The sequence below is a fragment of the Sphingopyxis sp. DBS4 genome (assembly GCF_024628865.1).
Taxonomy (GTDB): Bacteria; Pseudomonadota; Alphaproteobacteria; order Sphingomonadales; family Sphingomonadaceae; genus Sphingopyxis.
Window position 1 is genome coordinate 3,020,776 of sequence record NZ_CP102384.1, and the last position, 12,561, is coordinate 3,033,336.

The 12,561-nt window shown below is 65.7% G+C and carries 13 protein-coding genes; 10 read left to right on the forward strand and 3 right to left on the reverse strand.

The annotated features are described in order from the left end of the window. Nucleotides 1-96: 96 nt before the first annotated feature. Nucleotides 97-1,017, reverse strand: coding sequence for a HEPN domain-containing protein (locus NP825_RS14420; protein WP_257544727.1), 921 nt, complete (start codon nt 1,015-1,017; stop codon nt 97-99). 428 nt (nt 1,018-1,445) lie between these two features. On the opposite strand from NP825_RS14420, the gene NP825_RS14425 reads away from it, so the two are divergent. Genes NP825_RS14425 through NP825_RS14445 form a run of 5 tightly spaced genes read left to right on the forward strand, consistent with a single transcriptional unit; the run spans nt 1,446 to nt 4,254 of the window. Further along, a complete protein-coding gene (locus NP825_RS14425; protein ID WP_257544729.1) occupies nt 1,446-1,676 on the forward strand; it encodes an AlpA family transcriptional regulator in 231 nt (76 codons plus the stop codon). A gap of 1 nt (nt 1,677) precedes the next feature. Beyond that, nucleotides 1,678-1,860 carry a hypothetical protein gene (locus NP825_RS14430; protein WP_257544731.1) on the forward strand — a complete coding sequence of 61 codons (183 nt, stop codon included), beginning with the start codon at nt 1,678-1,680 and terminating at the stop codon, nt 1,858-1,860. Nucleotides 1,861-1,919: 59 nt separating this feature from the next. Beyond that, entirely contained in the window at nt 1,920-2,192 is a 273-nt protein-coding gene (locus tag NP825_RS14435) for a type II toxin-antitoxin system Phd/YefM family antitoxin (protein ID WP_257544733.1), read from the forward strand. Further along, nucleotides 2,189-2,623, forward strand: coding sequence for a type II toxin-antitoxin system VapC family toxin (locus NP825_RS14440; protein ID WP_257544735.1), 435 nt, complete (start codon nt 2,189-2,191; stop codon nt 2,621-2,623). The genes NP825_RS14435 and NP825_RS14440 overlap by 4 nt, the downstream gene beginning before the upstream one ends. After that, complete coding sequence (locus tag NP825_RS14445) at nt 2,620-4,254, forward strand: recombinase family protein (RefSeq protein WP_257544737.1); 1,635 nt, start codon at nt 2,620-2,622, stop codon at nt 4,252-4,254. The genes NP825_RS14440 and NP825_RS14445 overlap by 4 nt, the downstream gene beginning before the upstream one ends. Nucleotides 4,255-4,349: 95 nt before the next feature. On the opposite strand, the gene NP825_RS14450 is transcribed toward NP825_RS14445, so the two are convergent. Next, nucleotides 4,350-5,234, reverse strand: a complete 885-nt coding sequence (locus NP825_RS14450) for a metal-dependent hydrolase (RefSeq protein WP_257544739.1) — start codon at nt 5,232-5,234, stop codon at nt 4,350-4,352. A 78-nt stretch (nt 5,235-5,312) separates the two neighbouring features. On the opposite strand from NP825_RS14450, the gene NP825_RS14455 reads away from it, so the two are divergent. The 5 genes from NP825_RS14455 to sppA all read left to right on the forward strand — a co-directional run bounded on the left by NP825_RS14455 (nt 5,313) and on the right by sppA (nt 11,476). Continuing rightward, a complete protein-coding gene (locus NP825_RS14455; protein WP_257544741.1) occupies nt 5,313-5,900 on the forward strand; it encodes a TetR/AcrR family transcriptional regulator in 588 nt (195 codons plus the stop codon). A gap of 179 nt (nt 5,901-6,079) precedes the next feature. Then, a complete protein-coding gene (obgE, locus tag NP825_RS14460; protein WP_257544743.1) occupies nt 6,080-7,123 on the forward strand; it encodes a GTPase ObgE in 1,044 nt (347 codons plus the stop codon). Between the two features lie 227 nt (nt 7,124-7,350). Beyond that, nucleotides 7,351-8,457, forward strand: coding sequence for a glutamate 5-kinase (gene proB / locus NP825_RS14465; RefSeq protein WP_257544745.1), 1,107 nt, complete (start codon nt 7,351-7,353; stop codon nt 8,455-8,457). Between the two features lie 17 nt (nt 8,458-8,474). After that, a complete protein-coding gene (locus NP825_RS14470) occupies nt 8,475-9,371 on the forward strand; it encodes an NAD(P)H-binding protein (protein ID WP_257551475.1) in 897 nt (298 codons plus the stop codon). Between the two features lie 125 nt (nt 9,372-9,496). Beyond that, a complete protein-coding gene (sppA, locus tag NP825_RS14475) occupies nt 9,497-11,476 on the forward strand; it encodes a signal peptide peptidase SppA (RefSeq protein WP_257544747.1) in 1,980 nt (659 codons plus the stop codon). Between the two features lie 125 nt (nt 11,477-11,601). On the opposite strand, the gene NP825_RS14480 is transcribed toward sppA, so the two are convergent. Then, nucleotides 11,602-12,504, reverse strand: a complete 903-nt coding sequence (locus NP825_RS14480) for an alpha/beta fold hydrolase (RefSeq protein ID WP_257544749.1) — start codon at nt 12,502-12,504, stop codon at nt 11,602-11,604. Nucleotides 12,505-12,561: the final 57 nt, after the last annotated feature.

Consider the following 12,561-nt stretch of genomic DNA (forward strand, 5'->3'; position numbering starts at 1 on the left):
GAAGCAAAGGACAGTCGATCCTACCGCTTTTGGTCCGACCAGATAAAAAGGGATTGTTGATCGGCCGGGAAACGAGGACAACATAGAATGCCCGACCTATTCGCGCGCCACCTTTTCGAATTCGGCGATCCGATCGGTGCAGACCTGATGGACAACGCGGCCCAATTCCTCGACCCGTTCGCCCAGCCAGGTCAGTTCCTCTTCGCTGATCCGATAATGTTTTGAGTAGCGGGCCTTGGTGTAGGCTTCCTTCAATTTCTGGAACATCGCTCGCTCGCGATGCGTCGCGTCGGGCCAGATTCCGTAGAGGCGCCGGTCGAGCCCCTCGGCGAGCGAGCGCAGGAATGCGATGTTGTGGTTATAGGGCGTATAATAGGTCAACGTGAGCAGCAAACCCTGATACAAGCTCTCCACGGCCTGATGAAGATTGAACGCGGCCTTTTTCCAGCTCCTGCGCTCCATACAGAATTTGAAGATCTCGAGTTGCTCGGCGGCGCTTGCCACATGTTCTTCAAAATATTCCCTCGCCGTTTCCAGCGCCTGTGACGGCGATTTGGGCCGTGGCGTTGCCAACTCGCTGGCATCAGCTTCGTAGAGCGCGATTCCGTCCTTCGCGACCTCCATGAAGAAGACACGACCGTGCGCCAGCCCGTCGTTCACCTCGTGCAACGAATGGACGATGAAATTGACCGGGGTGCGTAACGTCTTCTCGATCGTGTAGGCGCGAATGAGCCGTTCCTCGGCCTTCGCCCAATAAGCAGCGCGGTCAGTCAGTTCCTTCTGGCTGACGATGACGAGAATATCATAATCGGATTTATACTGATTGGCCGAGGCTGGTGCATCGACCCAATCGCCTCGCGCATAGCTGCCGAACAGGATGATCTTGAGGATGCGGGCGCCCTTGCGGCGCCCGGTCGCAATTTCGGTCGCGCCGCCGAACTCGTCGAAGATGATCTCGACGATGCGCTCAAGCTCGCGCTGCTTCGCGGCAGGAAGATGATCGACGTCGGTGCGCATCCTCGGAATCTTCAGCCAATCTCCGGCCCTTGGCAAGACCTATCGGCACCACGCCGTCAATACGCGCCTGAAGCGGCACGACAATGCCTCCCCTGTTGCGCGAACGGCGCCGACCGATGCAGGCTGATACGCGGCGGGCAGACCACCGAATCGGAGGCCTGTAACGACATGCGATCAGGTGCCACAACAAGGTTGTCCATTCGCGCGCCCGGCAAGAGCCGCCGCTATAGTGCGCAGAGCTTTCCGTTTCCCGCCTCTCCGTGCCGCAAGCCGCCGTTTATGCGCTGTTGTTGGCTATCGCCTGTTTTTGCATCCTATGCTTCGATTGCACCGAACGGCATTGAAGGAACACTTGAATCGAAGGGCTCGCCTGTCGAAATCTGTTCGCAAGGGGCGTCGTCAACCAGCAAATGTTGGAGGTAGTCCCTGTGTCCGCTCCCGAACGAATTATCCGTATCAAGACCGTCCAAGATCGCACCGGGCTGTCGCGCTCGACCATCTACCGCAAGATCGCTGAAGGCACCTTTCCGCGGCAGCAGAAGCTCGGCGTCCACGGCGCCGGGTGGCATGAGTCCGCAATCAGCCGTTGGGTCGCCAATCCCGCCGCCTATCGTGCGGATAACGACAATGAAGCGGGGACCGGCGATGCACGAGGATGACATGCAGCCAGAACGCGGCATCGTTCCGGCCAATGATAAGGCGCCCGCGCTGCGCACCGCCGCAGTCGATGCCGCACTGACACGCCTTGCCGAAGCGATCGGACGTCATATCGCCAGCGAGCATATTCGAACGCTGCGCGCCGCAAATGACAATGAAGCGGACAAAGGGCGGCCGAACCGATAGCGACGCTTGACGCAATGACTATAATGACTAACATAACCATAGATGATGGAGTTATGGTTATGAACGCTGAAATTCCCTCCGATACGTGGACCGTCGCCCAGGCCAAGGCCAAGTTGAGCGAGGTTATCGACAAGGCGCGCCGCAAGGGGCCGCAAGCGATCACCCGCAACGGCAAGAGCGCCGTGGTCGTCGTCGATGCCGAGCTTTGGGAGAAGACGCAGCGGCGCGAGATGATGGGCAGCTTCGCCGATTTCATTCTCGCTTCGCCGCTGCGCGGTTCGGGCCTTGAGGTCGAGCGGCTCGAGGGCGGCATACGCGAGACTTCGCTGTGAGCTTCCTGCTCGATACCAATGTCATTTCCGAAGGGGCAAAGCCGCGCCCCGATGCCGGCGTGATGGACTGGCTCGCCTCGATCGACGAAGAGCAACTCCATCTGAGCATCGTGTCGCTCGCCGAACTGCGGCACGGGGTCGAACGTCTCGATGCGGGGCGGCGCAAGACGGCGCTAGATAATTGGCTGACCGAGCAACTGCCCCTGCGGTTCGATGACCGTCTGTTGCCCGTCGATGCCGAAACTGCTGATGCGTGGGGCCGGATCGTCGCGGCGGCACAAGCCGTGGGCCGTCCCATCGGTGCGATGGATGCCTTCATCGCCGCGGCGGCAAAGAGGCACCAACTCACGCTTGTCACCCGCAATGTCGTTGATTTTGAGGCGACCGGCATTCGCCTCTTCAATCCATGGTCGCAAGGAGACCAACCATGATCCGTGCTGCGCTCTATGCCCGCTATTCGTCCGACCAGCAGAATGCCGCGTCGATCGCCGATCAGCAGCGCCTCTGCCGCGAATACGCGGAGCGTGAAGGCTGGGTGATCGTGGACAGCTATGCCGACGCCGCCATCTCGGGGTCGAGCATGATTCTACGCCCCGCCGTTCAAAAGCTGCTGGCCGACGCGCAGGCGGGGAAGTTCGATATCGTGCTTGCCGAGGCGCTCGACCGCGTGTCGCGCGATCAGGCCGACGTCGCCACCTTCTACAAGCATCTCCAGTTTGCGCGGGTGCCGCTATTCACCCTCGCCGAAGGCGAAATCTCCGAGCTTCATGTCGGCCTCAAGGGCACGATGAACGCACTGTTCCTGAAAGACCTCGCCAAGAAGACGCATCGCGGCCTGCGTGGCCGGGTCGAGAAAGGCTTCTCGGCAGGCGCCATCGGCTACGGCTATCGGATGGTGCGCCGCCTCAACAGCGAAGGCGAACTTGTACGCGGCGAGCGCGAGATCGATCCCATGCAGGCGCTGATCGTCGAACGCATCTTCCGCGAGTTTGCTGCCGGAAAAAGCCCGATCGCCATCGCCTGCGATCTCAACGCCGAAGGCGTCGCCGGGCCATCGGGAAAGCCGTGGCGCGATACTAGCATCCGCGGGAATGCACGCCGCGGGCTCGGTATTCTTAATAACGAACTCTATGTCGGCGTCCGCGTCTGGAACCACAAGCATAAGATCAAGGACCCGACTACCGGCAAGGACGTCACTCGGCTCAATCCCGAATCCGAATGGATCAGGAAAGAAGTGCCTGACCTTCGCATCATAACCAACGATCTCTGGGAAGCGGCCAAGCGCCAGCAGGACATCCTTGCTGAGCGCAACAAGGGCGTCAAGGAAGCGGCGCAGGCGCGGAGCGTCAACGGGCTGCGGCGCCCGGCCTATCTTCTGTCGGGGCTGCTCGAATGCGGCGAGTGTGGCGGCACTTATGCGATCGTCGTCGGCGACCGCTATGGCTGCGTTGGTCATCATCGAAGCCGCACCTGCACCAACAGCCGGACGATCCGGCGCGAGGAACTGGAGCGCCGGGCGCTTGCCGGTATCGCCGACCGGCTGGTGTCGGCCGACAAGATCGACGCGGCCGTTGCCGCCTATGCGGCGCATATCAACCGCGAGAACCGCGAGCGGCGCATTCAGGCTGATGCCGATACCCGCGCGCTGGCGAGGATCGACAAGGCCGTCGCTGGCATCATGGCCGCGATCGAGGACGGACTTTACCAGCCCAGCATGAAGGCGCGGATGGCCGAGCTAGAACGCGAGAAAGCCGAAATCGCCGCCCGTCTCGCCGAGGCACCTGCCGGTATTCCCGATATCCATCCCGGCATTGCCGAAATCTACAAGCGCAAGGTCGCACGGCTCACGGAAACACTCAAAGACCCGGAGACGCGGCTTGATGCGTCAGCCGACATCCGCTCACTCGTCGGCAAGATCGTGCTGCATTCTGGTGAGAAGCGCGGCGAGGTTCATGCCACGCTGCACGGCTCGCTCATGGGCATCCTCGACTTCGTGAACGACAACCCGCAACCCGACGCCGGTCGAGTTATAATAAAGGTGTGCCCGGGTTCGCGGGAATGACGGGGGAATTTGAGGCGATCGATGCGCCCCGCAAAGGCAGGCTCGGAGGGGAGAGAGAAACCGGTCCGGGCGCCCGCCTTTGCGGAACCTCCGGGTCAGGCGGCCGCCAATTCAGGGGCCGAGGAATGCGCGGGCATCAGCGCGTCGGCATAATCGCCTTCATATTTCCTGATCAGCGCCCGGTCGTCATGGTTCCACGGGTGGAAGCCCGGCATGAAATAGGACAGCCACGGCACGAAGCTCTTGCGGAGGATGCCGGGCGAGCCGAGCAGATACCACCAGATGCGCGCCGTCACGCGCCAGCCGGTCAGCCCGTCCTGCTTCAGCAGCGCCTTCATCCCCTTGACGCGGCGCGGCCAGAAGCGGCTGGTGACGAGCAGCATCATCAGCGATTTCGCTTTCCACCGCTTCCAGCGGCTCCAGTCCTTCGTCGCGTGGAGCCAGGTGTCGTAGGCGACGCCCTTATGCTCGATCTCCTCGATCGCGTGCCATTTCCACAAGGCACCCCATTCGGGCTCGGCGCCCGCGTACATCTTCGGATCTTTCAGCATCACCGCCGCCATCATCGCGGTATAATGTTCGAGCGCGATCGTCGCCATCAGGTTGACGATCGGCGGGCGCGTCTTGATGAGGTCGAGGACGTGGCTGACGTCGGCGTCAAGTTCGCTGAGGTCGTAGCCCGCCTCCGCCGCTTTCCGATTGAAGACGACATGCTCGCGGCTGTGGATCACTTCCTGCTGGGTGAAGGCGCGGATCTCGCGCGCGAGCTTGTCGGGAACGCCGTCGCGGTGCGCCTTCACCGCCTCGATGAACATCGCCTCGCCGCGCGGAAAGGTAACCGACAGCGCGGTGTGGAAGGCCGACGCGATCGGATCGCCGTTCAGCCACCAGCGCCCCTGCCGGTCGTCACGACCGAAGCGCTTGTCGCGCGGCGTAATCGACAGATCGTCGGGGGTCGGAGAGCGGGAAAGGCTGGACATATGGTCTTCACCGTCGAAAAGGGGTTGCGGGACGTGGGGACGTCCCATGGGGTATGGTGTTAAAGGTTACTTACAGTGGTGTCAATATCAAGAAAGCGGCTGAGCCCGGAGGAGAGCCGGTCGGCCGCGCTGGAAGCGGCCCGCGAAATCCTGATCGAAAGCGGTCCGCAGGCGGTGACGCTGAAAGCCGTCGCGGCGCGCGTCGACCGCACCCATGCGAACCTGCTCCATCATTTCGGCAGCGCCGCGGGGCTGCAGCAGGCGCTGATCGAGAAGATGGCGGCGTTCATCACCACGACGATCCGCGAGGCGGTGTTCCGCCAGCGCGCGAGCGAGCAGAATCCGCGCGAGGTCGTCGACCTCGCCTTCGACGCTTTCGACACCGGCGGCGCGGGAGCGCTCGCGAGCTGGATGATCCTGTCGGGCAATGAAAATGCGCTCGACCCGATCCTGAAGGCGATCCATGACCTGGTCGAGGAACTGCGCGAGGATCATAGCGAGGAGGAAGCGCCGATCGAGGACGAGACGATGCAGCTCGTGCTGATGGCGCTCGGCGATGCGCTGTTCGGCGGTCCGCTGTCGCGCGCCCTCGGCGTCCCGCGCAGCCGCGCGAGAGAGATCGCGCTCGAATCGATGCTGTCGCACGGGATCGGGCGGCGGGGGTGATCTGCCGAAATTAGTTTGAAAATGCTCGTCATTGCGAGCGAAGCGAAGCAATCCAGGGTAGCGTAAACCACTCTGGATTGCTTCGCTTCGCTCGCAATGACGAGCTTTCCTGCCTCAAAACCGTTCGCATCAGGCAGGAATTAGGTGCATTTTGCACTGCATCTCCCTAAAGGCCCCCGATGCATTTCCTCGACCAGGCCAAGATCTTCATCAAGTCGGGCGACGGCGGCCCCGGCGCCGTGTCGTTCCGGCGCGAGAAATATATCGAATATGGCGGCCCCGACGGCGGCAACGGCGGCAAGGGCGGCGACGTGGTGTTCGAGGCGGTCGCGGGCCTCAACACGCTGATCGATTTCCGCTATACCCAGCATTTCAAGGCGAAGCGCGGAACCCCCGGCGCCGGGCGCGACCGCACCGGCGCGGGCGGCCCCGACCTTGTCATCCAGGTGCCGGTCGGCACCCAGATCCTCGCCGACGACGACGAGCGCAGCCTGCTCGCCGACCTCACCAAGGAGGGCGAGCGCCTCCATTTCCTGCGCGGCGGCGACGGCGGGCGCGGCAATGCGAGCTACAAGACCTCGACAAACCGCGCCCCGCGCCAGCACGGGCCGGGCTGGCCCGGCGAGGAAATGTGGGTGTGGCTGCGGCTGAAGCTGCTCGCCGACGCGGGGCTCGTCGGCCTGCCCAACGCCGGCAAGTCGACCTTCATCAACGCGGTGACCAACGCGCAGGCCAAGGTCGGCGCCTATGCCTTCACGACGCTGCGCCCGCAGCTCGGCGTCGTCAGTCACAAGGGGCAGGAGTTCGTCATTGCCGACATTCCCGGCCTGATCGAGGGCGCCGCCGAGGGCGCCGGGGTTGGCGACCGCTTCCTGGGGCATATCGAGCGCTGCCGCGTGCTGCTGCATCTGGTTGACGCGAACGACGCGGATGTCGCGACCAGCTATCGCATCGTCCGCGACGAGCTGGAGGCCTATGGCGCCGACCTGATCGACAAGCCGGTGATCGTCGCGCTCAACAAGATCGACACGCTCGACGACGAGCTGATCGCGGCGATTTCGGCCGAACTCGAAGCTGAAAGCGGTCATAAGGTGATGGCGCTGTCGGGCGCCAGCGGCGCGGGCGTCGGCGCGGTGCTCGACAAATTGCTCGAGGCGATCGGCCATCCCGAACCGGGCGAGGATGAGAGCGAGGATGCGGGCGGCGACTGGTCGCCGATCTGAACCCGACAGGTCACCGGCTGACCTTTGGTCGATTGGAGACCTAAGTAGCATCGTCATTCCCGCGAAAGCGGGAACCCAGAGCGTGCGTCGGCTCACCCCACTCTGGGTTCCCGCTTTCGCGGGAATGACGATGATGGAGGGATTGGCCACTCTCCATCTGCAAGCAACGCCGCACCTGTGGGACATTCGCATTGGCGTAGGACCATCTCCGCGCTATCGGCAGCGCCATGACCCTGTTCCCTCCCGCCTCCTGCCCGCGCCTGATCGTCAAGATCGGATCGGCGCTGCTCGTCGACCCGGACGGCGCGGTGCGGCGCGACTGGCTGGCGGGGATTGCCGCCGACATCGCCGAACGGACGCGCGCTGGACAGCAGATCGCGGTGGTCTCGTCGGGGGCGATCGCGCTCGGCGCGCGGCGACTGGGATTGACCAAGGGCGGGCGCGCCAGCCTCGAGGATGCGCAGGCGGCGGCGGCGACCGGGCAGATCGCGCTGAGCCAGGTCTGGGCCGAGGTGCTCGGCGCCGAGGGGCTGACCGCGGCGCAGATGCTCGTGACGCTCGACGACCTCGAACATCGCCGCCGCTATCTCAACGCCGCGGCGACGCTCGACCGGCTGCTCGGGCTCGGCGTGGTGCCGATCATCAACGAGAATGACAGCGTCGCGACCGAGGAAATCCGCTTCGGCGACAACGACCGGCTCGCCGCGCGCGTCGCGCAGGCGGCAGGCGCGGGCGGCGTCGTGCTGCTGTCCGACATCGACGGACTCTACGACCGCAACCCCGCGCTTCCCGGTGCGATCCACGTGGCGCGTGTCGAGCGTATCGACGGCACGATCGAGGCGATGGCCGACACCGGATCGGCATCGGGCATGGGATCGGGTGGCATGGTGTCGAAGATCGCGGCGGCGCGCATCGCCAATGCGGCAGGCGCGCATCTCGCCATCGCATCGGGGCGCACGCCGCGCCCGCTTTCGACCGACGCGCGCCACACGATCTTCGTCGCCGAAAAGGGTGCGAGCGCGCGCAAGGCATGGCTCGCGGGCGGGCTTACCGCCCAGGGCCGCCTGACGATCGACGCCGGAGCCGTAAAGGCGCTGCGTGGCGGCGCGAGCCTGCTAGCCGCGGGCGTCACCGGCGCCACCGGCGCTTTCGTGCGCGGCGACATCCTCGACATCGCGGGGCCCGACGGACGCACCGTCGCGCGCGGCCTGTCCGAATATCCCGTCGCCGACGCGACCGCGATCCTCGGCCTCGGCCGCGATGCGCAGGAGGCAGCGCTTGGTTATGCCCCGCGCACCGCGATGGTGCACCGCGACCATATGGTGCTGCTGTGACGGCACCGGTGCTGGCGATGACCGGGGCGACCGGCTTCGTCGGCAAGGCGACGCTGCGGCAGGCGGTCGCCGCGGGCTGGCACATCCGCGCCCTTACCCGCCGCCCGCAGGAGGCGCGGGACGGCGTCACCTGGATCGCGGGCGCGCTCGACCGACCCGAAGCGCTCGCCGACATGGCGGCGGGCAGCGATGCCGTGATGCATATCGCCGGCGTCGTGAACGTGCCGACGCGTGCCGATTTCGAAACGGGGAATGCGACCGCAACCGCGAATGTCGTCGCGGCGGCGCGCGGTGCGGGGGTGCGGCGCTTCGTCCATGTTTCGTCGCTCGCGGCGCGCGAGCCCGACATCTCCAACTATGGCTGGTCGAAGGAACGCGCTGAAAAGGTCGTCGAAGACAGCGGGCTCGACTGGACGATCGTGCGCCCGCCTGCGGTGTTCGGCCCCGGCGACAGCGAGATGCTCGATCTGTTCCGCATGGCGCGGCGCGGCATCGCACTCGTCCCGCCGGGGCGGATGTCGGCGATTTATGTCGAGGAGCTGGCGCGCCTGCTCGTCGCGCTCGCCGCCGACCGCGCGGCGAGCATCGGGCAGATATACGAACCCGACGACGGCCGGGCAGGCGGCTGGACCCACGGCGATTTCGCCCGCGCGGTCGGCGAGGCCGTGGGCCGGACGCATGTCCGCGCGTTGCCGGTTCCGGGCGCGGTGCTCAAAACCGCTGGACGGCTCGACACGCTGATGCGCCGCAAGGCCGCAAAGCTGACGCCCGACCGCGCGCGCTATATCGCCCATCCCGACTGGGTGGCGGCCGAGGGCGCGCGACCGCCTGCGATGCTGTGGAAACCGGCGCTCGATACCAAGGATGCGCTCGCGGAAACGGTGCGCTGGTATCGCAGCGAGGGGTGGTTATAAAGCTCGTCATTGCGAGCGAAGCGAAGCAATGACGAACTTGGTACAAAGTCGTTCGCCCCCTCCCCGTCTCCCGCCCGTCGAAGCGTGCATTGCCAAGGGCGAGGCGCATCCCTAGGTTTGCGGGCATGACCGACACCACCGCCACGCCTCCCACCGATCCCGCCGGCCCCTGGGCCATCCCCGTCCGCCGGCCGCTGCCCGGCGACGACAAGCCCGGCGGGAGTACGAGCTTTCCACGCAAGGTCTGGCACCTGCTCGTGGCGATCAAGGACGGGCTGGCGCTCGTCTTCCTGCTGCTGTTCTTCGTCGCGCTCTTCGCGCTGCTCGCGGGACGCCCCAATGCGTCGCTGCCGGTCAGCAAGGGCGCGCTCGTCGTCGATTTCGACGGCGTCGTCACCGAACAGCCTTCGGATGTCGATCCGCTCGCGGCGCTGTCGGGCGGCGCGCAGCTCAAGGAATTGCGCACCCGCGACATCGTCCACGCGCTCGAAACCGCGGCCACCGACAAGCGCGTCACGTCGGTCGTGCTCGACCTAGACCGCTTCCTCGGCGGCGGCCAGGTGTCGCTTGCCGAGATCGGCACGGCGGTCGACAAGGTGCGCGCGGCGAAGAAGCCGGTGCTCGCCTTCGCCACCGCTTATACCACCGACAGCTATCAGGTCGCGGCCCATGCGAGCGAAATCTGGTCGGATGCGATCGGCGGCGTGGCGATCGCCGGACCGGGCGGATCGCGCCTTTATTACAAGGGGTTGATGGACAAGCTCGGCATCACCGCGCACATCTATCGCGTCGGCACCTTCAAGAGCGCGGTCGAACCCTATCTGCGCAGCGACCAGTCGCCCGAGGCGAAGGAGGCCGACCGCGCCTATGCCGGCGTCCTGTGGGAAAACTGGCTGACCGACGTCAGGAAAGCGCGGCCGAAGGCCAGGATCGACGCCTTCATCGCCGACACCGCGGGCGCGGTGAAGGCGGCGGGCAACGACCTGTCGAAAGCGGGGGTCGAGGCCGGGCTGATCGACAAGGTCGGCAGCCGCATGGCATTCAGCGAGCGCGTCGCCGAGATCAGCGGCGTCTATGACGACAGCCGCCCGTGGGAATATAACGCGATCCCGCTCGAAAACTGGGTCGCGGCCAATCCGCCCGAAGAGAAAGGCGCGGCGATCGCCGTCGTCCCCGTCGTCGGCGAGATCGTCGATGGCGAAACGGGCGGCGGCTCGGCCGGCGGCGACACGATCGCCGAGCATATTCTCGACGCCGTCGCCGACAGCGGCACCAAGGCGATCGTGCTGCGCGTCGATTCGCCCGGCGGGTCGGTGCTCGCATCGGAACAGATCCGCCAGGCGCTGCTCCAGGCCAAGGCGAAGAAGCTGCCGGTCATCGTCTCGATGGCGAATGTCGCGGCATCGGGCGGCTATTGGGTGTCGACCCCCGCCGACCGCATCTTCGCCGAGCCCGACACGATCACCGGCTCGATCGGCGTCTTCGGCATCATCCCGAGCTTCGATCAGGCGCTCGCGAAGATCGGGGTCAATGCCGATGGCATCGCGACGACGCCACTGTCGGGCCAGCCCGACGTGTTCGGCGGCGTGAACGACGAGTTCAACGCGCTCGCGCAGGCAAGCGTCGAGGATATCTACGCGCGCTTCACCGGCCTCGTCGCCAAGAGCCGCAAGCAGCCGATCGAGAAGATCCGGGAGATCGCCGAAGGCCGCGTCTGGGCCGGCGGCACCGCGCGCCAGATCGGTCTTGTTGACCAGTTCGGCGGCCTCCCCGACGCGCTCGCCGCGGCGGCGAAGATGGCGAAGATCGACGGCGCCTATCATGCCAAATATTATGAGGAAGAGCCGAGCGAATTTTCCAAGATGCTCGCCAGCCTGACCGGTGCCGAGCAGGATCAGCAGGCGATGGCGCCCCGCGGCTGGTTCGGCATCGCGGCGATGAACCGCCAGCTCACCGAGCGGCGGCTGGCGCAGGATTTGACCATGCTCACCCGGTCGGGGTCGGTGCAGGCAAGCTGCCTCGACTGCCGCGCCTTCCTGCCCGCGGTGCCGCGCGCGCCGGAGGCGAAAGGGTGGCTGGGGGCGCTGGCGCTGCTATTGAAGTAGTCTCTCCCCTCCCGCAGGCGGGAGGGTTTGGGGGTGGGCAGCGACGTTGCAATGACCCACCCCGCTGCGACTAGCGAGCAAGCTCGCAAGTCTCGCTGCCCCTCCCGCTTCCGGGAGGGGAGGAATTAAGCCGCGACCGCCACGCCCCGCGCATGCTCCGCAATCGCCCCCGTCAGCGTATCGACGAGCGCGAGCGGCAGGTCGTGCCCCATGCCGGGGATCGTCAGCAACCGCGCACCCGCGATATGCGCGGCGGTGTCGCGCCCGCCCTCGATCGGCACGAGCGGATCGGCCTCGCCGTGAATCACCAGCGTCGGCGCTGTAACGGCCTTCAGCATCGCACGGCGGTCGCCGTCGGCGACGATCGCCGCCATCTGGCGCGCGACGCCCTGCGGATACCAGCCGCGCTCGTAATCGCCGCGGACGCGGCGCTGGAGCCGGGCCTCCTCGGCAGGATAGCCGGGGCTGCCGATCACCCGCGCGGCATTCACCGAATAGGCGATCATCGCTTCGGCATCGCCGCTCATCGGCCGGCCCGCAAGAACGCGCATCGCCTCCTTCTGCGCGCGCGGCAGGCGCGGATTGCCCGTGGTCGACATAATCGAGGTCAGCGACAGCACCCGCTCGGGATAGCGCGCCGCCATATGCTGGACGATCATCCCGCCCATCGACGCACCGACGATATGCGCGCGCGCAATGCCGAGATGGTCGAGCAGCGCCATGCCGTCAGCCGCCATGTCGGCGAGCGTATAGGCGCTGCGCACCGGCAGCCGCAGCGCCGCCTTGACGAACATCCATTTGAGGTTGGGAACGCCCGCGGCGTCAAAGCGCGTCGACAGGCCGACGTCGCGATTGTCGTAGCGGATGACGCGAAAGCCGTGCGCGACGAGCGCGTCGACGAACTCGTCGGGCCAGAGGGTGAGTTGTCCCCCCAGCCCCATCACCAGCAGGATCGGCGGCGCATCCTTCGGCCCCTTGTCCTCATAGGTGATGTCGATGCCGTTCGCCGTCGCTTGTGCCGTGGTCATGCCGTCTCCCATTCCTTTCCCTCCACCATGCCGCGAAGCGCGGTGGGGTCAAGCCGG